The following is a 25,397-nucleotide window of genomic DNA, read 5'->3' on the forward strand; positions in this document are numbered from 1 at the left end:
GGAAAAGCAGGGGACGACCACCTTGCGGCTATCATCCGTTGGCAATTTTAACAGAGCCGTCGCAATCGCGTCTCTACGGGATGTTGCGTAGAGTGAGCAGATTGGCACGCTGGCGGCCCTCACCCCCTCATTCTCGGAGCCTGCCCTTGTCGTCCCGCGCCCAGATTCCCGCCCCTTTTCCGGCCAGCCGCCCGCGCCGCCTGCGCCGCGATGCCTTCACCCGCGAGCTGGTGCGCGAGCACCACTTGCGGACCAGCGACCTGATACTGCCGGTGTTCGTGCACGAGGGCGTCGACAGGATAGAGCCGGTCGCCTCGATGCCCGGCGTCGCGCGGCTGAGTCTGGACCGGCTGCTGGGCGTGGCGGAGGAATGCGTCGCACTGGGCATTCCGGTGCTGGCCCTGTTCCCGGTCATCGACGCCTCGCTGAAGACGCCCGATGGCCAGGAGGCCACCAACCCCGACGGCCTGGTGCCGCGCGTCGTGCGTGCCTTGAAAGAGAACTTCCCGCAGCTGGGCGTGCTGACCGATGTGGCACTGGACCCATTCACCAGCCACGGCCAGGACGGGGTGCTGGACGAGCAGGGCTACATCATCAATGACCGCACGGTCGAGATCCTGGCCCGGCAGGCCCTGGTCCAGGCCCAGGCCGGTGTCGACATCGTCGCGCCCAGCGACATGATGGACGGCAGGATCGGGGCGATTCGAGCCGCCCTCGAATCGAGCGGCGCGATCCATACGCGCATCATGGCCTACAGCGCCAAGTACGCCAGCGCCTTCTACGGCCCCTTCCGCGACGCGGTCGGCTCGGCTGCCAATCTGGGCAAGGCCGACAAGAAGACCTACCAGATGGACCCGGGCAATAGCGACGAGGCCTTGCGCGAGGTAGCGCTGGACCTGGCCGAGGGCGCCGATATGGTGATGGTCAAGCCCGGCATGCCGTATCTGGACATTGTGCGGCGCGTGAAGGACGAGTTTCGCGTGCCGACCTTCGCCTACCAGGTCAGTGGCGAGTACGCGATGCTGAAGGCCGCCGCCGCCAATGGCTGGCTTGATCATGACGCGGTGATGATGGAATCGCTGCTGGCCTTCAAGCGCGCCGGCGCCGATGGCGTGCTGAGCTATTTCGCGCTGGAAGCTGCCCGCCTGCTGAAGAAGGGCTGATGCGGGTCTTTCACATCCATGGCGAGCAGTTCATCGAGCTGCAGATGCTGCCGGCGGATCTGCCACCGGAAGGCTTTCTCTGGGTGGGCTGCGCACGCCAGGAATTGCCGGAGCGTATCGGCGACCTGCAGCAGCATCTGCAAGGCTGGGGCTGTGGCCCGCTGGTCGATCTGCATGTCTCCGACCTGCTGAACAGCCAGCTGCCCTCGCACTACGACTACACCTCCTGGTACGACCTGCTGGTGTTCCGTCGTCTGGCGGCGGCCGGCAAGGCGGGCGAGGCCTCGCCGCCCGCGCTGCTGAGCATAGACACCAGCCCGGTCGGCTTTGCGCTGTTCGACCGCGTGCTGATCAGCATCCATCCGGACGACTGCGCGGTACGCGAGTACTTCGCGGCCCGCATGGGCCAGCTCACGCAAGCATCGGACTTCCGCGGCTCGGCCCGACTGCCCAGCAACACCAGCGATCTGATGCTGCGCATGGTCAACCATATGGTGGACAGCTATCTGGAGCTGCGCCGCCAGCTGACCCGGCAGCTGGTGGGCCTGCAGCAGGCCTTGATGGACCCGCGCAGCCGCTTCAGCGACTGGCAGCTGCTGCTCGATGCGCGCAACAGCCTGCATCTGCTGGAAGACACTTGCGAGGACCAGCGCAGCGCGATCCAGGAATGGCTGGACGCGCTGGAGGACTGGCCGATGCCGGCCGAGCCGCAGGGCCAGCGCGAGCGCGAGCTGCTGAGGGTGCGCTCGCGCGATGTGTTGGAGCATGTGGAGCGGGTGCTCAGCCATGTGCGGCGGCTGGAGTCTTCATCGGAATCGGCAGTGCAGATGCATTTCTCGGCGCTGAGCCACCGCACCAACGCCATCATGCGCACGCTGACCGTGCTGACCGCGATCTTTCTGCCGCTGAACCTGATCACCGGCATCTTCGGCATGAACTTCGATGCGCTGCCGCTGATCCACAACGCCAAGGGCGTGTGGATCGCCTTGGGACTGATGCTGGCGCTGGCCCTGGCTCTGGGCGCCTTCTTCTGGCGCAAGCGCTATCTGGGCACCCAGCGCTAGCGCTCAATCCTTCAGATAGGGATCGGCGAAGCCGAGCGAGACCATGATCTCGCTCTCGCGCGCCTCCATGCACTCGGCCTCGTCGTCCTCTTCATGGTCGTAGCCCTGCGCATGCAGCGTGCCATGCACCAGCATATGGGCATAGTGGGCGACCAGGTCCAGCCCCATCTCCTGCGCCTCGCGCTCGACCACCTCGGCACAGATCACCAGATCGGCACCGACCACCGGCTCATGGCTGTAGTCGAAGGTCAGCACATTGGTCGCGTAGTCCTTGCTGCGGAAGTCCTTGTTGAGCTGGCGACCCTCCTCGGCATCGACGATGCGCACCGCGATCTCGCCCGGCAACTCCAGCGCCGCGCGTATCCAGCGCGCCACCTTGTGGCGCGGCAGCAGGGCCTTGTGGCGCGGGTCGGCGAATTGCAGCGACAGACTCAGTTCGGGGCGGCTCATGACTTGGCTTTCTCGTAGGCCTCGACGATGCGGGCCACCAGCGGGTGGCGCACGATGTCTTGCGAGGTGAAGCGCGTCATCGCAATGCCCTTGACCTTGGCCAGCACGCACTCGGCATCGACCAGCCCGCTGCTCATCCCCTTGGGCAGATCGATCTGGCTGGTGTCGCCGGTGACCACGCATTTGCTGCCGAAGCCGATGCGGGTCAGGAACATCTTCATCTGCTCGGGCGTGGTGTTCTGCGCCTCGTCGAGGATCACAAAGGCATGGTTCAAGGTGCGCCCGCGCATAAAGGCCAGCGGCGCGATCTCCAGCTGACCTTTCTCGAAGGCCTTGCTGACCCGGTCGAAACCCATCAGGTCATAGAGCGCGTCGTAGAGCGGGCGCAGATAGGGGTCGACCTTTTGCGTCAGGTCGCCGGGCAGAAAGCCCAGGCGCTCGCCGGCCTCGACCGCGGGCCGGGTCAGGATGATGCGCTGCACCGTCGAGCGCTCCAGCGCATCGATCGCGCAGGCCACCGCCAGAAAGGTCTTGCCGGTGCCGGCCGGGCCCAGGCCGAAAGTGATGTCGTGGGCCAGGATATGGCGCAGATACTCGTGCTGGCGCGGCGTGCGGCCGGCCAGGTCGGCGCGGCGGGTGCGCAGCACGATGGCATCGGCGGCGGGCGTGGCGACCGCTGCCGGCTTGGCTTTCGCGACCGGGCCCAGGTCGGCGACGGCCTCGGCCAGCGCCAGCTGCAAGGTCTCGGCCGGGATGGTTCGCCGGGCCCGCTCGTACAAGGCGATCAGCAGTTGCTGGCAGCGCTGGGCGGCGGCCTTCGGGCCCTCGATGCGGAATTGCTCATTGCGGCGCGTGATCTTCACGCCCAAGACGGCCTCGATCTGGCGCAGATGCTCGTCCAGCATGCCGCACAGATGGGACAGGCGGCTGTTGTCGGTCGGGGTGAAGAGCTGTCGGATGATCAAGGCGGGACTTTCGCAGGAGCTGCAGGCAAGGTGCGCATTGTCGCCGGTACATGCCCCAGGGCGGCGGCCCGCCGCCTCCTGCACAATCGCGCCCCATGCGATTCAGAACTCCATTGATGCCGGGTGGCGGCGCGCTCGCCCTGCTGCTGCCGACCTGGGCCCTGGCACAGCCGGACCAGGCGCCTGTGGCCGCCCTCTGGCAGACGCTGCTGCCGCAGCTGCTGTGCGCGATGTTAGTGCTGATGGGGCTGACCCTGGCCCTGCTGTCACGCATCCATGCGCGCGAGCGCCATCTGGTCTTTCTGGCCGCCCTGATGGGACTGTGGGTGCTGCGCTCGGCGCTGGATTGGGTGACGCTGCCGCAGCTTGGCGAGGACCGGCGCCTGCTGCTCTCGACCGCCTTGCTGCCCTGGCTGAGTCTGTGCCTGATCCAGTTTCTGCTGCGTCCCACCGGTGGCCAGCGGCCCTGGCTGGACCTGGCTCTGCCGCTGCAGGCGGTGCTGGTGCCGCTGAGCCTGCTGCTCTTGCCGGCGCAGATGTCCCTGCTGAGCCAGGCCTGGTCGGCCCTGCTGGTCCTGCAGGTGCTGGCCGCCATGGCCTGGCATCTGCGCGAGCGCCGCGGGCTCAGGACTCCGGTGCTGCTCGGATTGGGTGCCATCGCGCTGCTGCTGGAGCTGGTGACGCCATGGCGGCCGGCGGCCCTCGTGCTGCCGCTGCTGCTGCTGGCGCTGGGCCTGCAGATCATCCTGAACATCGCCCATGCCCGCGTCAACGCCGAGCACCTGCAGCTCGAACATGAGCAGCATGCGCAGGCCAAGGTGGCCGATATCGAGCGCAGCTTCAGCGAGATGGCCGAGCAGAAGCTGGAGCAGGTGACCGAGCGCGAGCGCAAGCGCATCGCCGCCGATCTGCACGACGATCTGGGCGCCAAGCTGCTGACCATCGTGCACACCAGCGAGTCCGACCGCATCTCGACCCTGGCGCGCGAGGCGCTGGAGGAGATGCGCCTGTCGGTGCGCGGCCTGACCGGCAAGCCGGTGCAACTGCTGGACGCTTTGGGCGACTGGCGCGCCGAGGTCGTCTCGCGCCTGGGTCAGGCCAATATCCTGGCCGAGTGGAAGGCGCCCGCCGAAGAAGTGATCCACACCTTGCAGGCGCGCGCCTATGTGCAGACCACGCGCATCTTCCGCGAGGCCGTCAGCAACATCATCAAGCACAGCGGCGCCACCCATTGCGTGGTCAGCTGCACGGTGCTCGACGGTGATTTCCTGGTCGTGATCCAGGACAACGGCCAGGGCATCACGACCGAGCTGGACGGCCGGCTCGACAAGGGCCACGGCATGGCCAGCATGAAATCACGTGCCAAGCAGATGCATGGGCAGTGTCTTGTCGAGTCAGGTCCGGGCTGGGGAACCGTGATCCGCCTCACGATTCCGCTCTGAACAGGCCCTGCCAAGGATTGAGGCATTGGCTTTTGCGCCGATAAAGGCTAAGTTGTCCCCCATCGGGCCACCGTCCACACCGTACAAAACCATGAACCATATTCTTTTGCTGGAAGACATTCCGGAGATCCGCGCCTGGCTCAAAGCCCTGGTCAAGCAGATCTTCGTCAACGCCCAGATCACCGAATGCTCGCGGGTGCAGGACGCGCTGAAGCAGGTGCAGACCCAGCGCTTCACGCTGGCCCTGCTGGACCTGGGCCTGCCGGACGGTTCCGGCGTGGACGTGGTGGCGGCCTTGCGCGAGCAGCAGCCGGAGGTGCAGTCGGTCATCGTCACCATCCACGACGACGACGAGCACCTGTTCCCGGCCCTACAGGCCGGCGCCTTCGGCTATCTGCTGAAGGAGCAGTCACGCGAGCTGCTGGCCGAGCAGTTGCAGCGCATCAGTCAGGGCGAGCCACCGCTGTCGCCGTCGATCGCGCGCAAGGTGATCGCCTATTTCGCCGCTCAGCGTCGGCCCCAGGCCGCGGCCCTGCTGCACGAGGTCTCGCTGACCGACCGGGAGACCGAGGTGCTGCTGCGCGTGGCCAAGGGCTACACCCTGCCCGAGATTGGTGTGCAGTTGGGTCTGAGCCGCCACACGATTGCCGACTATGTGAAGCAGATCTACCGCAAGCTGAATGTCAGCTCGCGCGCGGAAGCGGCACTGGAGGCGCAGCGCCTGGGGCTGTTCGGCAGGAATTGATGCCCCTCGCTCGCGGGTACGCGAGCGATCCCCCGAGGGGATGCGCGCGCAATGCGCGTTGATAATCCTCCGATGATCGGAAGACTCACAGGCGTCATCGCGGAGAAATCGCCCCCGCAAATCCTCATCGATGTGCAGGGCGTCGGCTACGAGGTCGACGTGCCGATGAGCACCTTCTACAACCTGCCTGGCCTGGGCGAGCGCGCCAGCCTGCTGACGCATCTGAGCATCCGGGAGGATGCCCATGTGCTGTTCGGTTTTCTGAGCGCCGAGGAGCGCAGCACCTTCCGCCAGCTGATCAAGATCAGCGGTGTTGGCCCCAAGATGGCCTTGTCGCTGCTGTCCGGCCTGTCGGTCGGCGAGCTGGCCCAGGCCGTCTCCAAGCAGGAGACCGGCCGCCTGGTCAAGGTGCCCGGCATCGGCAAGAAGACCGCCGAGCGCTTGCTGCTGGAACTCAAGGGCAAGCTCGGCCCCGATCTGGCGCTGCCGGTCAGCGTCGCCAATGACGCCCATGGCGACATCCTGCAGGCCCTGGTCGCGCTGGGCTACTCCGACAAGGAAGCCGGTCTGGCGCTGAAATCGCTGCCGGCCGAGATCGGTGTCAGCGAAGGCATCAAGCTGGCGATGAAGAAACTCACATGAGCATACAGACCGACAAGTTCGGCGACGCCCCTACGCCGCCGCGCGTGGTCAGCGCCGCCCCGAGCTCACCCAATGAAGAGGCGATCGAGCGCGCGCTGCGGCCCAAGCTGCTGGACGACTATGTCGGCCAGACCAAGGCGCGCGAGCAGCTGGAGATCTTCATCGGCGCGGCCCGCAAGCGCGACGAGGCCATGGACCATGTGCTGCTGTTCGGCCCGCCGGGCCTGGGCAAGACGACATTGAGCCACATCATCGCGGCCGAGTTGGGCGTCAATCTGCGCCAGACCTCGGGCCCGGTGCTGGAGAAGCCCAAGGACCTGGCCGCCATCCTGACCAATCTCGAGAAGAACGATGTGCTCTTCATTGACGAGATCCACCGGCTCTCCCCGGTGGTCGAGGAAATCCTCTACCCGGCGCTGGAGGACTACCAGATCGACATCATGATCGGCGAGGGCCCGGCCGCGCGCTCGATCAAGCTGGATCTGCAGCCCTTCACGCTGGTCGGCGCGACCACGCGGGCCGGCATGCTGACCAACCCGTTGCGCGACCGCTTCGGCATCGTCGCCCGGCTGGAGTTCTACACATCCGCCGAGCTGCAGCGCATCGTGACCCGCTCGGCCGGCCTGCTGAATGCACCGATCGATACCGAGGGCGCGCTGGAGATCGCACGCCGCTCACGCGGCACGCCCCGCATCGCCAACCGGCTGCTGCGCCGCGTGCGCGACTATGCCGATGTCAAAGGCGATGGCCGCATCAGCAAGAAGATCGCCGATCTGGCGCTGGCGATGCTGGATGTCGACCCGCAGGGCTTCGATCTGATGGACCGCAAGCTGCTGGAGGCGGTCGTGCATCGCTTCGATGGCGGCCCGGTCGGCCTGGACAATGTGGCCGCCGCGATCGGCGAAGAGCCCGGCACGATCGAGGACGTGATCGAGCCCTATCTGATACAGCAGGGCTTTCTGCAGCGCACGCCGCGGGGCCGCATCGCGACCCTGGCCGCGTTCCGGCATCTGGGCGTGGCGCCGCCGAAGCAGGCCGGGCAATTGTTCGAAGAGTAGATCCGCACCCAACAGGCGTAAAAAAACCACCCGAAGGTGGTTTTTTGCTTTTGATCCGGAGATCAGAAGTTGTGGCGGATGCCGGCTGCCAGCGAGCTGAAGTCCTTGGACTCGAGCTTGGCGTTCTGAGCGGTGTAGAAGCCATACACCTTGGTACGCTTGCTCAGGTTGTAGTTGTAGCCCAGCGTGAACTGGGTGGTCTTGCCACCGCCGCCATTTGCAAAGGCGAAATCACCCTTGCCTTGGGTAGCGCCGAAGTTCGCGTGGAACTCGGAAGCACCCAGGGTGTACATGCCCGACAGGCGATAGACGTTGCGGTTCTGAGCGCCGTCGTCGGCGCGCTGGTAGTAGGCACCCACGGTGAAGGCACCCAGCTCGTACAGGCCGCGCACGGCGATTTGCTTGACGTCGCCTTCCTTGCTGAAGCCGGCACCCAGGTGCAGCGGACCGCCGACATAGTTGGCTGCCAGGTCGAACAGCTTTTCACGGCCCGCAGCGCCTTCACCGGCCGAGACCGAAGCGCTACCGCTGAAGCCACCAACGGTCGGCGTGAAGTAGCCGATCTTGTTGCTCGAACGGTAGGTCTTGAAGGCGTACAGCTCGTCTTGCGACGAGCCGGTGTCGTGGTTGTGCATGCTGATGTAGTCAGCAGTAGCGAAGTAGGACTCGGGCGTGAAGTTGCCCAGACGGACGGCACCGAAGGAGCCAGCCAGTTGCACCCAGGCCTCACGACCCCAGAAAGTGGGTGCAGCCCGGCCGTCGTCGGAGTTCAGGCCGCTTTCCAGGTTGAACGAGGCCTTCAGACCGCCGCCCAGATCTTCCTGGCCCTTCAAGCCGAAGCGCGAGGAATTGTTGGCAACCACAACCTTGCGGTCGCCGTTGCCAACCTTCTGGCTTTCAACGGTGGTGTTGATACGACCGTACAGGGTCACCGAGCTTTGCGCGAAAGCGGAGGCCGACACGGCGGCCAGTGCAGCGACGAGAGCAATCTTTTTCATCATTTGCCTTTTAGGAGTTGAAGAGTTGCCGGACTGGATCACCCGGTCTTGTTCGCAATGTGGCCGCAGTATAAAAGTCCTAGGGTTTGACCGAGTGGCGAGCGACGCTAAATTGCAACAGTCCTGTGGTAAAGCTGCAAACGTACAGACTGGCACTTGCGCAAGCGACGCTTTTCCTTGCGCTCAGGCCGTCGTCTCGTCCAGGCTCAGGCCGTCCAGATGACCGTCGTCGTTCCAGCCGACCACGCTCAGCCCGGCCGCCGAGTAGAGCAGGCGGTTGATGGTGGCATTGCCCAGCACCCAGCTGCGCGGCGCCTGCAGGCTCAACCGCCGACCGGCGCGGTGCAGACAGTCCATCACCCCGCCATGGGCGACGATCACGACGGTCTGCCCGGGATGGGCCTGGGCCAGGCCTTCGACGGTGGTGACCGCACGCTGATAGAAGTCCTGCAGGCTCTCGCCGCCCTCGGCCGCGAAGTCGGGATCACGCCGCCGCCAGCGCTCACTTTGCGCCGGCCACTGCTGCTCGATCTCGCGCCAACTCAGACCCTGGAAGATGCCAAAGCTGCGCTCCCGCAGCGCCGGCTCGGCCCGCAGCGGCAGGCCCGTGGTCGCCGCGATCGCCTCGGCCGTCTGCCAGGCGCGCGCCAGATCACTGCTGTAGATCGCGTCCAGGCGCTCGCCGGCCAGCGCTCGCCCGAGTCGCTGCGCCTGAGCCTGGCCCAGGGCATTCAGCGGGATATCGAGCTGGCCCTGGATGCGACTCTCGCGGTTCCAGGCCGTCTCGCCATGGCGCACCGCCAGAATCGTCGTGACGCTGTCCAGGCCCATTCAGGCGCCCCAGACCACGTCGTGCCGCTCCGCCAGGCTCAGCCGCATCATCTCCAGCAAAGGCCAGGCGCGCTGGCGCAGGCTGATGCCTTCGCGCTTCGGAGCCGGCTCGCCGGCCGCCTGGGCCTCGGCCTGCAGCCGTGCGAACTCGGCCTCATCCTCGGCCACCGCCTGCTCCAGCGCCGAGATCGCGGCGCCGAGCTGGGCCTGGGTCACGATGCCCTGGGGTGCGGGCTCGCGCCCGATCAGGCGCAGCAGCTGCTCGCCGTTGGGGCCCATCATGATCACGTCGGCCGCAGCCGCAGATTTGAATTTGTAGATCACGGCCATGCTCCTTGTGTCAGAGCCGACCATTGTGCCGTTTGAAATGGAACCGCCGTCTCAGCCGCCTCGCACCAGACGCATCGGCGGCACCACCGGCCGTGGTGGGGGCGTCAGCGGACGCCAGACCTTTTCCTCGAACGCGCGTGGATCGAGCGCCGGCGCATAGAGAAAGCCCTGGAACTCATGACAACCGGCACGCGCCAGGCAATCGCGCTGGGCCTCGGTCTCCACCCCTTCGGCAATCACCTGCAGGCGCAGCGCCCGCCCCATCTGAACCACCGCGTTGACGATGCCGACATCGCTCTCATCCGCGGGTAGACCCTGGACAAAGCTGCGATCGATCTTCAGCCGCTGGATAGGGAAGCGCTTCAGATAGCCGAGGCTGGAGTAGCCGGTGCCGAAGTCGTCAATAGACATGCACACGCCCAGCTCCGACAAGGCCTCGAGCCGGCGCAGCGCTTCCTCGGCATCGCGCAAGAGGATGGATTCGGTCAGTTCCAGCTCCAGCAGCGACGGCGGCAGCTCATGCGCCTTCAGCGCCAGCGCCACCGTGTCAACGAAATGCGCCTGCTGGAACTGCAGGGCCGAGACATTGACGGCCACCGGCATGCGCCAGCCCTGGCGCAGCCAGGCCGCCGCCTGGGCCACTGCTTGCTGCAAGACCCATTCGCCGATCGCGACGATGAAGCCGCTCTCCTCGGCCACCGGGATGAACTCGGCCGGCGAGACCTCGCCACGCAGCGGGTCGCGCCAGCGTATCAAGGCCTCGGCGCCGATCACCGCGCCGCTGGCCAGGTCGATCTGCGGCTGGTAGTGAAGCCGGAATTCACGCTGCTGCAGGGCCTGGCGCATCGCATGGTCCAGGCGCATGCGCGACAGCAGGTCCACATCCTTGCGCGGCTGGTGAAAGCGGAAGGTGCCGCGACCGCTCTCCTTGACCCAGTGCATCGCCCGCTCGGCGCTGACCATCAGCTCCTCGGCGCTGCTGCCGTCGCTGGGGAACAGCGCGATCCCGGTGCTGCAGGTGACGGTGAAACTCAGCGTATCGAAACTGAAGGGGCGCGACATCGCCTCCTGCACCCGCCGCGCCGCATGCTCGGCGCCCCGCGCATCGGCCTGATGGACCAGCAGCGCGAAGTCGTCGCCACCCAGACGGGCCACGGTATCGACCTCGCGCAGGCACTCCCTCAGGCGCTGGGCCACCTCCTTCAACACCCGGTCACCATAGGCATGACCCAGGGTGTCATTGATCTGCTTGAAGCGGTCCAGATCGACATTCAGCAACGCGAAGCTCGTGCCCTCGCGGCGCGCCATCGCCTGGGCGTACTCGGCCCGCTCGGCCAGCGCCCGCCGGTTCGGCAGGCCGGTCAGCATATCGGTGTGCGAGAGCTCCTCAATGCGCTGGCTGGCGGCCAGCTTCTCGCTGAGGTCGCGGTAGGAGTAGACCCGGCCGATCGGCCGGCCGCGGCTCCACTGCGGCAGCGAGACCCGCTCCAGCACCCGGCCGTCCAGCAGCTTGATGACGTCGCTGGTCTGCAGCAGCGGCGCCTCCTGGATCGCGCTCAGCCGCATCGCATAGGCGGCCCCGTCGACCACGCTGCGCCGCATCCAGGCCTGCACCGCCTCGTCATTGCGCTCGGTCAGCAAGTCCTCGGGCAGGCCCCAGAGCGACGCGAAGCGCTGATTGAAGCTGCGCATGCGGCCGGCCAGATCGGTGACCAGGATACCGTCGGCGGTCGACTCCAGCGTGGCCTTCAGTTCGGCCAGCAGGGTTTCGCGCTCCTCGTCATGCTGGCGCTGCTTGCTCAGATCGGCCATCGCCACCAGCCACAGGCCGGCGCTGCCGGCCTGCGCCACATGGCTGATGCGCCGGGTCACCCAGATGGCCTGACCATCGGCGCGGCGCATCAAGGTGTCGGTATGCAGGCCTTCACGGCCGCCGCCCGCAGCCTCGGCCCAGAACAGCGCGTCCTCGGCCGTGCTGGACAGCGATTCCATACCGCAGCCCAGCAGCTGGTCCGGCCCCATGCCCAGCAAGCGCGAGGCCGCCTGATTGACGGCCACCACCTCCAGCGTGGCCGCGTCCACCAGCCAAACCGCCTCCTGCAGCCCTTCGAGAAGGGACTGGTAGAGATCGACGGCGGGGGGAGCGGTGGGCGGATTGAAGCTGACCAGCCTCACGCAGCCAACTCCCCGTTGCCTGTCACCGCGCTCTCGAAGAAATAGGCCACCCGCGTGCGCGGACTCAGATAGTCCAGCGAGGCGCGCGGCAGCAGATTGGGTTTCAAGCTGCGGCGTATGCCCAGGTCGGAGTGCTGCTCCAGATTCAGGATCAGGGCCTCCTCGCGCGGCACCTTGGCGTCATGCACCATCACCTTGGGCTTGAGCGGCCGCGAGGAGTTGACCGCCACCACCAGGGCATAGCGGTCGTCGGTCAGTTGCACCGCCGAGCCGGGCGGGTAGACGCCCATCATGCGGATGAAAGCATTCAGCATGGTCGCGTCGAAGCGGTTGCGGCCCTGGGCGAACATCAGCGACAGCGCCTCGTGCGGGGTCATCGCCTTGGAGGCCAAGAGCGGATTGCACAGGCCGTCAAAGCGGTTGACCAGCGCAACGATGCGCGAGGCCGCGCTCATGCGGTCGACATTGATGCGCTGCGGGAAGCCGCTGCCATCGGCATTTTCATGGTGCTGGGCGATCACCAGCAGCGGGCCGGCCGCCAGCCCCATGCCCTGGGCCAGGGCCACGCCCTTGCTGACGTGCTGCTGGTAGAGCTGGGTCTCTGCCATCGTGAAACTGTCGTCACGATTGCGCACCCGGGCCGGCAGTTCGGTCTTGCCGATATCGTGCAGCAGGGCGCCAACGCCCAGATCCATCATCTCGTCGCGCCCCAGGCCGAAGGCCCGGCCCAGCAGCAAGGAGATGATCGCGACATTCAGCGCATGGGCGGTGCTGCGGTCGCCCGCCCCTTCGTTGAGCAGGCGGATGTTCAGGTCGCCCTCGATCAGCATCTTGTCCAGCAAGGCGCTGGTCAGCGCGATCGACTGGTCGCGTGTGCTGCGCGGCTCGCGCGGCAGCAATTCCATCAGCTCGCGGAAGGCGCCGGCGGCTTCGCCGTACTGCCGCTCGCACAAGGACAGGGCCTCGCGCTGGGCGGCCAGCGCGCGCCGATGCGCCTCCTTGGCCTGCTGCTCGGGGCTTTGCTGATCGGCGCCGGCGGCTTCCGCCACGGCGACCTGCATCGGCGTCGCCTCGGTCTGCAACTCGCTGCGGCCGGGGCTCCAACGAACCTGCTTGAGGCCCAGGCGGCGCAGGATCAGCAACTGATCTTCCGAGCTCAGTTTGAAGCTGCTGAGCGGAAACGGATGCGACATCCAGCCCAGATCCAGATGGATGAACATGCCCACCTTCAACTGGCCCACGTCGATCAAAGGATCGGAAGATCTGTCCTTCATTGGATTCCTTCGCCCTGTTTTTGAGGCGCCCTCGCCACCAGCATCGGCACGAGCGCCCGCCGACTTAAGTAAAACAGGCTCTGTTATTTGGCGACAAGCGATACAAACACTTTCATGTGCGAATTGTCACGCCATCGGCTTGACCGCCGCCAAGCCAGCACCGTAGCATGTTCAATTCAGGAACTCGGGTTCTATATATGAACTTTTTCGAGACTTGCCGCCGATGATCAACAAGCTACAAGACTCCGCCGCCCAGGCCTTGCGCGATGTCGCCGATGGCGCGACGGTGATGATCGGCGGCTTCGGCACGGCCGGCCTGCCCACGGAGCTGGTCGAGGCGCTGCTGGAGCAGGGCGCGCGCGAGCTGACTGTTGTGAACAACAATGCCGGCAATGGCGATACCGGCCTGGCCGCGCTGCTGGCCGCCGGCCGGGTGCGCAAAATCATCTGCTCCTTCCCGCGCCAGACCGACTCCCATCATTTCGACGCGCTCTATAGAAGCGGCAAGATCGAGCTGGAGCTGGTGCCGCAGGGCAATCTGGCCGAGCGCATCCGCGCCGCCGGGGCCGGCATCGGCGCCTTCTTCACCCCCACCGGCTACGGCACGGCGCTGGCCGAGGGCAAGGAATGCCGCCTCATCGACGGTCGCGGCCAGGTGCTCGAGTACCCGATCCGGGCCGATTTCGCACTGATCAAGGCCGAGCGCGGCGACCGCTGGGGCAATCTGGACTACCGCATGACCGCACGCAACTTCGGCCCCATCATGGCCATGGCCGCCAGGATCACCGTGGCCTCGGTTCACGAGGTGGTGGAGCTGGGCCAGATGGACCCCGAGGCCGTCGTGACACCCGGCATCTTTGTGCAGCGCCTGGTCCGGGTGCCACGCCAGAGCACCCGCAGCGGCGGCTTCAAGCCGGGAGCCTGATATGAGCCACTCAAGCTACAAGAAATGGACCCGCGAGCAGATGGCCGCGCGCGTCGCCCGCGACATCCCCGAGGGCGCGGTGGTCAATCTGGGCATCGGCCTGCCGACCCTGGTGGCGGCCCAGATCCCGGCCGGGCTGGAAGTGATTCTGCACAGCGAGAACGGCGTGCTGGGCATGGGCCCGCCACCGCCCGCCGGCGCCGAGGACTACGACCTGATCAATGCCGGCAAGCAGCCGGTCACACTGCTGCCCGGCGGCTGCTTCTTTCACCATGCCGACAGCTTCGCGATGATGCGCGGCGGCCATCTGGACATCTGCGTGCTGGGCGCCTTCCAGGTTTCGGTCCGGGGCGATCTGGCCAACTGGCATACCGGCGCGCCCGACGCGATCCCTGCGGTCGGTGGCGCGATGGACCTGGCCATCGGTGCCAAGCAGACCTTTGTGATGATGGAACACCTGAGCAAATCCGGCGAGAGCAAGATCGTCGCCCAGTGCAGCTACCCGCTGACCGCGCCGGCCTGCGTAAGCCGCATCTACACCGATCTGGCCGTGCTGGCCGTCACGCCCCAGGGCTTGCAGGTGCTGGATCTGGTCGAGGGCCTGAGCGTCGACACCCTGCAAGACCTGACCGGCCAGCCGCTGCTGCGCCCCTGAACCGATAACAAACCCACGGAGATTTCATGAACCACGCCTTCATCTGCGACGCCCAGCGCACCCCCTTCGGCCGCTACGGCGGTGCGCTGTCCTCGGTGCGCGCCGACGACCTCGGTGCGATCCCGCTGCGGGCGCTGATGGCCCGCAACCCCCGGGTCGACTGGGAGGCCGTCGCCGATCTGCTGTATGGCTGCGCCAACCAGGCCGGCGAGGACAACCGCAACGTCGCCCGCATGGCCGGCTTGCTGGCCGGCCTGCCCATCGCCGTGCCTGGCGCGACGATCAACCGCCTGTGCGGCTCCGGCATGGACGCGGTGGGCAGCGCCGCCCGCGCGATTCGCGCCGGCGAGGCCGAGCTGATGCTGGCCGGTGGCGTCGAGAGCATGAGCCGCGCGCCCTTCGTGATGCCCAAAGCCGAGTCCGCGTTCTCGCGCAGCAATGCCGTCTATGACACGACGATAGGCTGGCGCTTCATCAACAAGCTGATGAAGGAGCAGTACGGCGTCGACTCGATGCCCGAGACGGCCGAGAACGTCGCCACCGATTTCAAGATCGAGCGCGAGGCCCAGGACCGCATGGCCCTGGCCAGCCAGCTGAAGGCCGTGGCCGCGCAAAAGGCCGGCGTCTTCGATGCCGAGATCACGCCGGTGACGATTGCACAGAAAAAGGGCGAGCCCATCGTCGTCGCCAAGGACGAGCATCCGCGCGAAACCAGCCTGGAAGCCCTGGCCAAGCTCAAGGGCGTGGTCCGCCCCGACGGCACGGTCACCGCCGGCAATGCCTCGGGCGTCAACGACGGCGCGGTGGCACTGCTGCTGGCCAGCGAGGCCGCCGCCGCCCGCCACGGCCTGAGCCCGCGCGCCCGCGTCGTCGGCATGGCCACCGCCGGCGTCGCGCCGCGCATCATGGGCATAGGCCCGGCGCCAGCCGCCCGCAAGGTGCTGGCGCTGACCGGGCTGAGCCTGGCGCAGATGGATGTGATCGAGCTCAACGAGGCCTTCGCCGCCCAGGGCCTGGCGGTGCTGCGCGATCTGGGCCTGCCCGACGACGATGCCCGCGTCAACCCGAACGGCGGCGCCATCGCGCTGGGCCACCCGCTGGGCGCCAGCGGTGCCCGCCTGGTGATGACGGCCGTCAACCAGCTGCAGCGCAGCGGCGGTCGCTACGCGCTGTGCACCATGTGCATCGGCGTCGGCCAGGGCATCGCCCTGGTGCTTGAACGCGTCTGAGCAACAGGGATTGCCGCTGGCCACGAGGCCAGCCATGACAAAAACTCAAGCCCTGCTGAATATTTGTCATGGACAAGGGTGCCGAAAGGCACCCTTTTTTGTGCGCGTCGCGTGGGATACTGGATCCAGTCTTATTTCGCAACTCGCACATATACCGCGCAAAAACCGCGCAAATATCGCACCGCGCCCGGATGTCCCGGGAAGCAGCGACACCCATCCTCAAAATACACCGCTCAGAGACCTCGGTTCGCACATCCCTTGCCGCACACCCGCCTCGCCAAGGCCGTGGGCTGAGCCCTATCCGAAACGCACCAAACAAGTGCATTGATGTGCGTCAATCGCCCAAAATGCCAGGTTTGGCTTGGACAGGCCCCGATGGCCTCCCTATAGTCGGCGTTTCCCTGCTTGCGCCCAGCCGATTTGGGCGCCATTCGCACAAAACACGCCACCATGTCTGCTGCCCGCGCACTCGATGATTTGGCCGCCCTCGCGGTCCCTGCCCCAGCTCCCGCCAGCCCCGCCGAGAGCGGCCCGCTCAAGCGCGATCTGGTGGCCGGCCTGGAAAAAGGCCTGGCCGTGATCGAAGCCTTCGACCAGGAGCGTCCCCGCCTGACCATCTCGGAAGTGGCGGCCCGCACCGGCCTGACCCGCGCCGCCGCCCGCCGCTATCTGCTGACGCTGACCCATCTGGGCTTTGTCTCCCAGGACCGCAAGATGTTCGCGCTGACGCCCAAGGTGCTGCGCCTGGGCCAGAGCTATATGCACTCGGCACGCCTGCCGCGCATCGTCGAGCCCGAGCTGCACAAGCTGGCCTATGCGCTGAAGGAAGCCAGCTCGGCCGGCGTGCTGGACGGCAATGATGTGATCTGCATCGCCGCCACCAGCGCCGGCCGGGTCGTCTCGCCCACGCTCCAGCCCGGCACCCGGGTGCCGGCGCACTGCTCGGGCAATGGCCGGGTGCTGCTGTCGGCCATGCCCCAGGCCGAGGTCGACGCCTGGATCGCCCGCCAGGAGCTCGCCGCGCTGACACCCCACACCATCGTCCATCCCGAGCGCCTGCGCATCGAGATCGCCCGCGCCCGCTCGCTGGGCTATGCCTGCATCGACCAGGAGCTGGAGCTGGGCCTGCGCACCGTGGCGGTGCCGCTGAAGAATTACCGCGGCGATGTGGTGGCGGCGATGAATATCAGCGTGCACGCCTCGCGCATGAGCATGGACCAGTTGGTCGAGCACTGCCTGCCGCCGCTGCTGCAGGCCCAGGCGCATCTGCGCATGCTGCTGTAAGAGTTAACGGGACCCGCCGCCGTCAAGCGGTGGCAAGCTCCGTCCCTGGACAGGCCGTTGCCCGGCCTGTCATCCACACAGGGAGGGACAACAATGCAGCGCACCCAGGTTGCCATCATAGGCGCCGGCCCGGCCGGTCTTTTGCTCGGCGCCTTGCTGCACAAGGCCGGCATCGCCAACACGATTCTCGAGCTGCACAGCGGTGAACAGGTGCTGGCCCGTGTGCGCGCCGGCATTCTGGAGCGCGGCAGCGTCGAGCTGCTGGACGAGGCCGGGGTCGGCCAGCGCATGCATGCCCAGGGCCTGGTCCACCAGGGCATACAGCTGAGCTTCGGCGGCCAGCGCCAGCGTATCGATCTGCAGGGGCTGACCGGCCAGTCGGTGCTGGTCTACGGCCAGAACGAGCTGTGCCGCGACCTGATGGACGCCCGCAAGGCCGCCGGCCTGACCACGCATTACGAGGCCCGGCATGTCAGCCTGCATGGCCTGGGCGAGCCCCGGGCGGTCGTGCGCTACCAGCATCTGGGCCAGGACCACGAGCTGGCCTGCGACTACATCGCCGGCTGCGACGGCTTTCACGGCGTCTCGCGCGCCGGCCTGCCGGCCAGCGCCTACCACTGCTACGAGCGTGGCTACCCCTTCGGCTGGCTGGGCGTGCTGGCCGACACCACGCCACCCGCCGACGAGCTGGTCTACGCCCAGCATGAGCGCGGCTTCGCGCTGTGCAGCATGCGCAGCAGAACGCGGGTGCGCTGCTACATCCAGTGCAGCCTCAGCGACCGGCTCGAGGCATGGAGCGATGCGCGCTTCTGGAGCGAGCTGAAAAGCCGGCTCGACCCGGTCACCGCCGCCGCGCTGGAGCCGGCCCCCTCCCTGGAGAAAAGCATCGCGCCGCTGCGCAGCTATGTGACGGAGCCGCTGCGCTTCGGCCGCCTGTTCCTGGCCGGCGACGCCGGCCATCTGGTGCCGCCGACCGGGGCCAAGGGATTGAACCTGGCCGCTTCCGATGTGCGCTATCTGGCGCGCGCGCTGACCGAGTACTACCGCGACCGCAGCGACGCCGGGCTGGCGCGCTATTCGGAACAGGCGCTGCGGCGCGTCTGGCGCGCCGAGCGTTTCTCCTGGAGCCTGACCCAGCTGCTGCACAACTTCCCGGACCACAACGGCTTCGACCAGCGCATCCAGCAGGCCGATCTCGACTATCTGATGAGCTCGCGCGCCGCCCAGACGGTGTTGGCCGAGAACTATGTCGGCCTGCCCCTGAACGATTGACGCGTGCTCAAGGATGGGCGGCCATCACCTGGGCTACCGCCGCCGTCAGCCGCTTGCCATAAGGCACATGCAGGAATTCGTTGGGGCCATGGGCATTGCTCTTCGGGCCCAAGACGCCGCAGACCATCATCTGCGCCTTCGGAAAGCCCTTCTGCAGCATGCTCATCAGCGGGATCGTGCCGCCCTGGCCGATGTAGCCGACCGGGGTGCCGAACTGGGCCAAGCTGGCCTGGTTGAGCGCGGCATCCAGCCAGGGTGACAGGTCCGGCGTGTTCCAGCCGGTGGCGCCGTAGGCGCCGGCGCGGCCATCGGGCACAAAAGTGACCTTGGCGTTGTAGGGCGCGTTGTCCTCCAGCAGGGCCTTCAGGCGCAGCGCCGCCTCGTTGCCGTCCACCAGCGGCGGCAGGCGCAGCGAGAGCTTGAAGGCGGTGTAGGGACGCAGCACATTGCCGGCGTTCTTCAGCTCGGGAAAGCCATCGACGCCCACCACCGACAAGGTCGGCCGCCAGGTGCGGTTCAGCAGCACCTCGACCGGATCCTGCGTCACCGGCAGCACCGCGCCGCCGTCGGCGCCGCAGGCCCAGGGGTAGCGCTTCCAGACCTCGTCCTTCAGGATGGCGGCGGTGGCCTGGGCCTGCGCGATCCGGTTGCCGGGAATGTCGCAATGGAAGCTTTCGGGCAGCAGGCGGCCGGTCTTGCTGTCCTCCAGCCGGTCCAGCACCTGGCGCAGGATGCGGAAGCTCGACGGCACCAGGCCGCTGGCGTCGCCCGAGTGGATGCCTTCGGTCAGCACCTCGACCTTCAGCACGCCGCTGACCATGCCGCGCAACGATGTGGTCAGCCACAGCTGATCGTAGTTGCCAGCGCCCGAGTCCAGGCAGACCACCAGGCTGACATTGCCCAAGCGGTCCTTCAGCGCGTCGATATAGGCAGGCAGATCGTAGGAGCCGCTTTCCTCGCAGGTCTCGATGATGCCGACGCAGCGCGGCCGCGGAATGCCCTGGCGGTCCAGCGCCATGATGGCGGTCAGCGAGGCATAGACCGCGTAACCGTCATCGGCGCCACCGCGGCCGTAGAGCTTGCCGTCCTCGTACTTGGGCGTCCACGGGCCCAGATCGTTGCGCCAGCCATTGAACTCGGGCTGCTTGTCCAGATGGCCGTAGACGACGATGGTGTCATCGCTGCCGGCCTTGGTGGCCGGCACCTCGAAGAAGATGATGGGCGTGCGGCCCTCGATGCGGATGACCTCCAGCTTCAGCCCGGCGACCTTCTTGCCCTCGACCCAGCTCGCGGCGTCGCGTATCACCTTCTCGATATGGCCGTTCGCCGCCCAGTCGGCATCGAACATCGGGCTCTTGGCCGGGATCGCGATGTAGTCGGTCAGCGCCGGGACGATTTCCTCGTCCCAGACGCGGGCGGCATAGTCGCCCAGCGCGGTGGCTTCATCGGGTTGCAGGGGCAATGACGGGTCGCGAGCATTCATGATGGGGGTCCGGCTTGTGGCTGGTGAGGCCCCGATCTTAAAACTTGTCGTCCAGCCAGGCCTGCAGGCGGGCAAACACCTGTTCGCGCTCCGGCTCGTTGAAGAGCTCATGGAACAGGCGCTCGAAGCACTGCGACTGCACCACCGTCGCCGGCGCCTCGGCGGCAAAGGCCTCGCTGCCGGCCGGGTCGACACAGTGATCGCTGCCGGCCCACATCAACAGGGTCGGCAGCAGCCACTGCCCCGCCCGATCCAGCACCTCGGCGCCGCCCTCGGCAATCATGCTGGCCAGGGCCGGCGTGATGCGGTCATGGACCAACGGGTCGTTCTCGTAGGCCGCGACCACGGCCGCATCGCGCGAGATCCAGGCCGGCTTGAGCCCGTTGCCGACCGCCAGATGCGGCAGCAGCGGCAGCGCCACCGTCAGCAAGACCTTCTGGATGCCCGACATGCCGGCATCCAGCGCCGGCGAGCTGAGCACCAGGCCGTCAACCGGCCGGAACCAGGCCGGCAGCACGCCGCCGCTGCTGGCGCACAGGCCGCCGGCCACGAAGCGCGCCGCCACCAGGCCACCCATGCTGTGGCCCAGCAGCAGCAGCGGGCCCTTGTTCAAGGCTGCGTCGGCTCGCAGCTCGTCGATCACCAGGGCCAGGTCTTGCAGCAGCCGCTCGGGCCCGGCGACATCGCCGCGCGCCCCGCCCGAGGCGCCGTGGCCGCGCTGGTCATGGCCCACCACCTGCCAGCCCCAGCTGTTCAGCCGTGCCGCCACATGCTCGTAACGACCGATATGCTCGCCCAGCCCATGGACGATCAGCACCGTGCCGCGCGCGGGCTGCGGCCCGGGCAGCCCCCATTGCCGCCAGTGCAAGGGCAGGCCGTCATCGGTTCGAAGCGTTCGCATGCGAGCAGTGTAGGGAGCGCTCCGGAGCGCCCGCCCCAGGGCTTCCCCGGTCGGTGAAAGTACGCAAGCCATGGGGCCATATCGGCTGTCGCCCATCGGATAGACAGGGTCTGTCCCTTGATTAAGCTACTCGCCACCACAGGAGCCGCGATGAACGAATTCTTCAGCCTCGCCACCGATGCCCAGGGCATCAGCCATCTCAGCCTGAACCGGCCCGAGCGCATGAACACCATGAGCCCGCCCTTCTTCCCGGCGCTGCGCGATGCGGTACGCGGCCTGCACGACGCCGGCCGGACCCGCGCGCTGGTGATCTCATCGACCGGCAAGCATTTCAGCGCCGGCATGGCGCTGGACACCTTTGCCACCGACGACGCCATGCTGGACACGCGCAGCGCGCGCAGCCGGCTGAGCTTTCAGGACTCGCTGCGCCGCTTGATGGACTGCTTCACCGCGCTGGACGAGGCGCGCTTCCCGGTGCTGGGCGCAATCCAGGGCGGCTGCATCGGCGGCGCGCTGGACCTGGCCGCCGTCTGCGATATGCGCTACTGCACGGCCGACGCCTTCTTCTGCGTGCAGGAGATCAATATCGGCATGGCCGCCGACCTGGGCGTGCTGCAGCGCCTGCAACATCTGATGCCGGCCGGTCTGGCCCGCGAGCTGGCCTATACCGGCGAGCGCCTCGGTGCCGAGCGCGCGCTGGCCTGCGGTCTGGTCAACGCCGTGCTGCCGGACGCCGATGCGCTGCTGGCCCATGTGATGGGCCTGGCCCGCAGCATCGCCGACAAATCGCCGCTGGCCGTGGCCACCAGCAAGCTGGCTTTGAACCATGCCCGCGACCACAGCACGGCCGCCGCACTGGCCCAGATGAGCCTGCTGCAAAGCGCCGTCTTCGACACCGCCGAGATGGGCCAGGCCATCTCGGCCTGGAAGAGCAAGCGGCCGGCGGACTTCGAGCCCTTGAATCCGGTCGCCGGGCTCTGAGCCGGGGCATGATGGCCACACCTCATCTGCCCAGCCCCACCATGCAGCCCCTGATCGAACTGACCCCACCGGATATCAGCCGCTACCGGCACGGCAATAGCGGCGTGGACTATGTCCATGTGCTGGACTCCGGCCACGCCGGGCCCACCGTGATGATCCAGGCCCTGACCCATGGCAACGAGCTGTGTGGTGCGATCGCGCTGGATTGGCTGTTCCAGCAAGACCTGGCCCTACGAGCCGGCAAGCTGATCCTCAGCTTTGCCAATGTCGAGGCCTACCGGCGTTTCGACCCGGCCGATCCGAATGCCTCGCGCTGCGTCGACGAAGACCTGAACCGCGTATGGGCCGACGCCACGCTGGACGGCCCGCGCGACTCGCTGGAGCTGCGCCGAGCGCGCGCGCTGCGGCCCTTTGTCGACGCCGCCGATCTGCTGCTGGACATCCATTCGATGCAGGATGCCTGCCGCCCGCTGATGGTCTGCGGCCTGCTCGACAAGGGTGCCGCCTTTGCGCGCCAGCTGGGCATGCCCGGCGATCTGCTGATCGACACCGGCCATCCCTCGGGCCTGCGCATGCGCGACCGCGGCGGCTTCGGCGACCCGGCCAGTGCGAAGAATGCCCTGCTGATCGAATGCGGCCAGCACTGGGAAGCCGCCTCGGCGGCGGTGGCCATCGACAGCGTCGTGCGCTTCCTGCGCCTGACCGGCATCGTCGACGCCGCCTGGGCCGAGCCGCGTCTGCGCCTGCCGCTGCCCGAGCGCCAGCACCTGATACGCGTCAACGAAGCGATCACCGCACTGAGCGGCGACTTCCATTTCCTGTTCCCGGTGCGCGGGCTCGACGTGATCCCGAAAGCCGGCACCGCCTTCGCGCGGGACGGCGACACGGTCTTCAAGACCGCCTACGACAACACCGTGCTGGTGATGCCGACGCAAAAGCACGGCAAGCCGGGCAACACGATGGTGAGGCTGGGGCGCTTCGAGGATTGAGGAGGTGGCTCAGGGCTGGTTCAGATCCGCCACCTCGGGTGGGTAGTAGCGCAGGAAGGCGCGACGCACCTGGCCCTCGCGAGCCGAGCGCGACAACGCGTCGCGTAGCAGACTCAGATCGGCAGGCGCCAGATTCAGGCGCGAGAGGTAGAGCCCGACCTCCATCAGCGGCAGCCCGTCAAAGCGCTGGAACACCAGCCCATCCGTGGCCGCGGCCTGGGCCTGCGGTGGCGACAGCAGTGCGAAGTCCACGCGCCCGGCACGCAGCATGCGTCCGACTGCATCGATGTCATTGACCGTATCGATGCGGCGCTCGGCCTCCAGCTCAGCGACCAGGGCGCGGTACTCGGCACTGAAGGGGAAGCCGCGAGGCACGGCCATGCGCCAACTGCTCTTGCGCAGCGCGGCCAGGTTGCCGACGCGGCCGGCGTCGGTGCTGCGCGTCAGCAGCACCATCGGCTGATGCAATAGCGGCACGAACAGGCCGCGCAGGTCGCGCTCCTCGGTGCGGGTGGCCGAGATCAGCAGGTCGAGCTGCTGGCCTTTCAGGAACTCCAGTTCCAGCCGCGCTCGCGGCATCGGCGTCATTTCGAAGCGACAGCCGACGGCCTCGCCGACCTGGCGCAACAGATCGGGCCAGACCCCATCGACCTGCCCGTTCTCCACGATCACCAAGCGCCCCGACGCGGCCATCGGTGCGCGGATCGCGCGCGTGCAACCGGCCTCGGCAGACTGCGGTGGCAGCAGCAACAAGAGCAGAGATGCAGCCAAGCGCACGGCGCCGCCCATCGAAGTCTCCTTATCAGGAGCCCCCAGTATCTGCTAGCCGCGATCGAACTTGAACACCGCCATGCTGGCCAGCAGATTCGGCCGGCTGCGCACCGCGCGGCCCTGCTGGATGCCGAAGCTGTCGAGGATGCGCAGGCGGTTCTTGCGTGCCAGCACCTCGAAGTCCGCATAGGTGCCGACGCGGATATTGGGCGTGTCGTACCACTCGTAGGGCAGCACCTTGGTCACCGGCATACGGCCGAACAGCACCTGCAGCCGGTTCGGCCAATGCGCGAAGTTCGGGAAGCTGACGATGCCGATGCGACCCACCCGCGCGGTCTCGCGCAGCATCAGCTCGGTATTGCGCAGATGCTGCAGGGTCTCCAGCTGCAGCACCACATCGAAGCTCTGGTCCTCGAAGATCGACAGGCCCTCTTCCAGATTCAGCTGGATCGCGTTGACACCGCGCTTGACGCATTCCAGCAGATTGGCGTCATCGAGCTCGACGCCATAGCCGGTGCAGCCGCGCGTCTTCTGCAGATGCGCCAGCAGCTCGCCGGTGCCGCAGCCCAGGTCCAGCACCCGCGAGCCCTCGGGCACCAGGGCCGCAATCTGTTCCATCACCCCTTGCGCGCTCATTGCAGCTCTCCCGCGATGCGCTGGAAATAGGCTTTCAGCACCCCGTGATAGCGCGGGTCCTCCAGCAGAAAGGCATCATGCCCATGCGGCGCATCGATCTCGGCATAGGACACATCGAGCTTGTTGTCCAGCAGCGCCTTGACGATCTCCCGCGAGCGGGCCGGCGCGAAGCGCCAGTCGGTCGTGAAGCTGGCCAGCAGGTATTTGCAGCGCGCACTGGCAAAGGTGCGGCTCAGATCGCCGCCGTGCTCGCGCGCCGGGTCAAAGTAGTCGAGCGCACGGGTGATCAGCAAGTAGGTGTTGGCGTCGAAATACTCGCTGAACTTGTCGCCCTGGTAGCGCAGATAGCTCTCGATCTGGAACTCGATGTCCTGGGTCGAATAGCCCAGCTCGGCGGCCCGCATCTGGCGGCCGAATTTCTGCTCCATCACATCGTCGCTCAGATAGGTGATGTGGCCGATCATGCGCGCCACCCGCAGGCCGCGCTTGGGCAGGACGCCATGCTGGTAGAAATGCCCGGCGTGGAAATCGGGGTCGGTGATGATGGCGCGGCGCGCCACCTCGTTGAAGGCGATGTTCTGTGCCGACAGGCTGGGCGCGGTGGCGATCGCGATGCAGTGGCGCAGGCGCTCCGGGTAGCGCAGCGACCAGTCCAGCGCCTGCATGCCGCCGAGCGATCCGCCCAGCACGGCGGCCAGCTGCGTGATGCCCAGCGTGTCCAGCACGCGGGCCTGGGCATCGACCCAGTCCTGTACGGTGACGACCGGGAAGTCGGCGCCGTAGACGCGGCCGGTGGCCGGGTTGACATGCATGGGCCCGGTCGAGCCGAAGCAGGAGCCGAGGTTGTTGATGCCGATGACGAAGAAGCGCTCGGTGTCCAGCGGCTTGCCCGGGCCGATCAGGTTGTCCCACCAGCCCTCGCTCTTGTCCTGGCCGGCATAGCTGCCGGCCACATGGTGGCTGGCGTTCAGCGCATGGCAGACCAGCACCGCATTGCTCTTGTCGGCATTGAGCCGCCCATAGGTCTCGTAGACCAGTTCATAGTCGCGCAACTCGGCGCCGCTGCGCAGCGGCAGCGGCTGGGCAAACGACAGCCGCTGCGCCTCGACCAGACCGACACTTCCCATCAGAACT

Annotated in this window: 25 protein-coding genes; 13 read left to right on the plus strand and 12 right to left on the minus strand. The window is 67.1% G+C overall.

The genetic code is table 11. The features are described 5' to 3' along the window. The first annotated feature begins 146 nt into the window (after positions 1-146). Both hemB and O5M90_RS13025 read left to right on the plus strand, forming a co-directional pair. Positions 147-1,163 carry a porphobilinogen synthase gene (gene hemB, locus O5M90_RS13020; RefSeq protein ID WP_269839088.1) on the plus strand — a complete coding sequence of 339 codons (1,017 nt, stop codon included), beginning with the start codon at positions 147-149 and terminating at the stop codon, positions 1,161-1,163. After that, complete coding sequence (locus tag O5M90_RS13025; protein ID WP_269839089.1) at positions 1,163-2,227, plus strand: magnesium transporter CorA family protein; 1,065 nt, start codon at positions 1,163-1,165, stop codon at positions 2,225-2,227. The genes hemB and O5M90_RS13025 overlap by 1 nt, the downstream gene beginning before the upstream one ends. A gap of 3 nt (positions 2,228-2,230) precedes the next feature. Here the strand turns inward: O5M90_RS13025 and ybeY are convergent, their stop codons facing one another. After that, a complete protein-coding gene (ybeY, locus tag O5M90_RS13030; RefSeq protein WP_269839090.1) occupies positions 2,231-2,677 on the minus strand; it encodes an rRNA maturation RNase YbeY in 447 nt (148 codons plus the stop codon). Beyond that, positions 2,674-3,642, minus strand: a complete 969-nt coding sequence (locus tag O5M90_RS13035; RefSeq protein ID WP_269839091.1) for a PhoH family protein — start codon at positions 3,640-3,642, stop codon at positions 2,674-2,676. Before O5M90_RS13035 ends, ybeY begins: the two co-directional genes overlap by 4 nt. A 95-nt stretch (positions 3,643-3,737) precedes the next feature. On the opposite strand from O5M90_RS13035, the gene O5M90_RS13040 reads away from it, so the two are divergent. The 4 genes from O5M90_RS13040 to ruvB all read left to right on the plus strand — a co-directional run bounded on the left by O5M90_RS13040 (position 3,738) and on the right by ruvB (position 7,529). After that, positions 3,738-5,084 carry a sensor histidine kinase gene (locus O5M90_RS13040; RefSeq protein WP_269839092.1) on the plus strand — a complete coding sequence of 449 codons (1,347 nt, stop codon included), beginning with the start codon at positions 3,738-3,740 and terminating at the stop codon, positions 5,082-5,084. Between the two features lie 91 nt (positions 5,085-5,175). After that, positions 5,176-5,829 (plus strand): response regulator, encoded by a 654-nt coding sequence (locus O5M90_RS13045; RefSeq protein WP_137944150.1) that lies wholly within the window; start codon positions 5,176-5,178, stop codon positions 5,827-5,829. Positions 5,830-5,901: 72 nt separating this feature from the next. Beyond that, positions 5,902-6,471 carry a Holliday junction branch migration protein RuvA gene (ruvA, locus tag O5M90_RS13050; protein ID WP_269839093.1) on the plus strand — a complete coding sequence of 190 codons (570 nt, stop codon included), beginning with the start codon at positions 5,902-5,904 and terminating at the stop codon, positions 6,469-6,471. Beyond that, positions 6,468-7,529 carry a Holliday junction branch migration DNA helicase RuvB gene (gene ruvB, locus O5M90_RS13055; protein ID WP_262969126.1) on the plus strand — a complete coding sequence of 354 codons (1,062 nt, stop codon included), beginning with the start codon at positions 6,468-6,470 and terminating at the stop codon, positions 7,527-7,529. The genes ruvA and ruvB overlap by 4 nt, the downstream gene beginning before the upstream one ends. Positions 7,530-7,591: 62 nt before the next feature. Here the strand turns inward: ruvB and O5M90_RS13060 are convergent, their stop codons facing one another. The 5 genes from O5M90_RS13060 to O5M90_RS13080 all read right to left on the minus strand — a co-directional run bounded on the left by O5M90_RS13060 (position 7,592) and on the right by O5M90_RS13080 (position 13,137). Then, positions 7,592-8,527, minus strand: a complete 936-nt coding sequence (locus O5M90_RS13060) for a porin (protein WP_269840070.1) — start codon at positions 8,525-8,527, stop codon at positions 7,592-7,594. 183 nt (positions 8,528-8,710) lie between these two features. After that, positions 8,711-9,358 (minus strand): histidine phosphatase family protein, encoded by a 648-nt coding sequence (locus tag O5M90_RS13065; RefSeq protein ID WP_269839094.1) that lies wholly within the window; start codon positions 9,356-9,358, stop codon positions 8,711-8,713. Continuing rightward, positions 9,359-9,682, minus strand: a complete 324-nt coding sequence (locus O5M90_RS13070; protein ID WP_262969124.1) for a DUF1840 domain-containing protein — start codon at positions 9,680-9,682, stop codon at positions 9,359-9,361. A gap of 57 nt (positions 9,683-9,739) precedes the next feature. Beyond that, complete coding sequence (locus O5M90_RS13075; protein WP_269839095.1) at positions 9,740-11,863, minus strand: putative bifunctional diguanylate cyclase/phosphodiesterase; 2,124 nt, start codon at positions 11,861-11,863, stop codon at positions 9,740-9,742. Further along, a complete protein-coding gene (locus O5M90_RS13080) occupies positions 11,860-13,137 on the minus strand; it encodes an HD-GYP domain-containing protein (RefSeq protein ID WP_137944155.1) in 1,278 nt (425 codons plus the stop codon). The genes O5M90_RS13075 and O5M90_RS13080 overlap by 4 nt, the downstream gene beginning before the upstream one ends. A 223-nt stretch (positions 13,138-13,360) precedes the next feature. On the opposite strand from O5M90_RS13080, the gene O5M90_RS13085 reads away from it, so the two are divergent. The 5 genes from O5M90_RS13085 (at position 13,361) to pobA (ending at position 18,502) form a co-directional block, all read left to right on the plus strand. Beyond that, on the plus strand, positions 13,361-14,062 hold the full coding sequence (locus O5M90_RS13085; protein WP_269839096.1) for a 3-oxoacid CoA-transferase subunit A: 702 nt from the start codon (positions 13,361-13,363) through the stop codon (positions 14,060-14,062). A 1-nt stretch (position 14,063) separates the two neighbouring features. After that, on the plus strand, positions 14,064-14,717 hold the full coding sequence (locus O5M90_RS13090; protein ID WP_269839097.1) for a 3-oxoacid CoA-transferase subunit B: 654 nt from the start codon (positions 14,064-14,066) through the stop codon (positions 14,715-14,717). 26 nt (positions 14,718-14,743) lie between these two features. Next, positions 14,744-15,946 carry a 3-oxoadipyl-CoA thiolase gene (gene pcaF / locus O5M90_RS13095; protein WP_262969120.1) on the plus strand — a complete coding sequence of 401 codons (1,203 nt, stop codon included), beginning with the start codon at positions 14,744-14,746 and terminating at the stop codon, positions 15,944-15,946. Positions 15,947-16,396: 450 nt separating this feature from the next. Further along, on the plus strand, positions 16,397-17,230 hold the full coding sequence (locus tag O5M90_RS13100; RefSeq protein WP_137944159.1) for an IclR family transcriptional regulator domain-containing protein: 834 nt from the start codon (positions 16,397-16,399) through the stop codon (positions 17,228-17,230). Between the two features lie 93 nt (positions 17,231-17,323). Next, the gene (gene pobA / locus O5M90_RS13105; RefSeq protein ID WP_269839098.1) at positions 17,324-18,502 is read left to right on the plus strand and encodes a 4-hydroxybenzoate 3-monooxygenase; all 1,179 of its coding nucleotides are present in this window, start codon (positions 17,324-17,326) and stop codon (positions 18,500-18,502) included. Between the two features lie 7 nt (positions 18,503-18,509). Here the strand turns inward: pobA and O5M90_RS13110 are convergent, their stop codons facing one another. Both O5M90_RS13110 and O5M90_RS13115 read right to left on the minus strand, forming a co-directional pair. Then, on the minus strand, positions 18,510-19,985 hold the full coding sequence (locus O5M90_RS13110) for a M20 family metallopeptidase (RefSeq protein WP_269839099.1): 1,476 nt from the start codon (positions 19,983-19,985) through the stop codon (positions 18,510-18,512). A 37-nt stretch (positions 19,986-20,022) separates the two neighbouring features. Next, complete coding sequence (locus O5M90_RS13115; protein ID WP_269839100.1) at positions 20,023-20,886, minus strand: alpha/beta hydrolase; 864 nt, start codon at positions 20,884-20,886, stop codon at positions 20,023-20,025. A gap of 150 nt (positions 20,887-21,036) precedes the next feature. Between O5M90_RS13115 and O5M90_RS13120 the strand changes: the two genes are divergently transcribed. Both O5M90_RS13120 and O5M90_RS13125 read left to right on the plus strand, forming a co-directional pair. Then, positions 21,037-21,867, plus strand: a complete 831-nt coding sequence (locus O5M90_RS13120; protein ID WP_269839101.1) for an enoyl-CoA hydratase-related protein — start codon at positions 21,037-21,039, stop codon at positions 21,865-21,867. 8 nt (positions 21,868-21,875) lie between these two features. Beyond that, complete coding sequence (locus O5M90_RS13125; protein WP_269839102.1) at positions 21,876-22,856, plus strand: succinylglutamate desuccinylase/aspartoacylase domain-containing protein; 981 nt, start codon at positions 21,876-21,878, stop codon at positions 22,854-22,856. Positions 22,857-22,865: 9 nt separating this feature from the next. Here the strand turns inward: O5M90_RS13125 and O5M90_RS13130 are convergent, their stop codons facing one another. The 3 genes from O5M90_RS13130 to metX are packed head-to-tail and all read right to left on the minus strand — an operon-like array spanning position 22,866 to position 25,390. Further along, entirely contained in the window at positions 22,866-23,645 is a 780-nt protein-coding gene (locus tag O5M90_RS13130; RefSeq protein WP_269839103.1) for a substrate-binding periplasmic protein, read from the minus strand. A gap of 33 nt (positions 23,646-23,678) precedes the next feature. Beyond that, a complete protein-coding gene (metW, locus tag O5M90_RS13135) occupies positions 23,679-24,263 on the minus strand; it encodes a methionine biosynthesis protein MetW (protein WP_137944167.1) in 585 nt (194 codons plus the stop codon). After that, a complete protein-coding gene (gene metX / locus O5M90_RS13140) occupies positions 24,260-25,390 on the minus strand; it encodes a homoserine O-succinyltransferase MetX (protein WP_269839104.1) in 1,131 nt (376 codons plus the stop codon). Before metX ends, metW begins: the two co-directional genes overlap by 4 nt. Positions 25,391-25,397 lie beyond the last annotated feature (7 nt).

This window comes from Paucibacter sp. M5-1 (assembly GCF_027498415.2).
Classification (GTDB): Bacteria; Pseudomonadota; Gammaproteobacteria; order Burkholderiales; family Burkholderiaceae_C; genus Roseateles_E.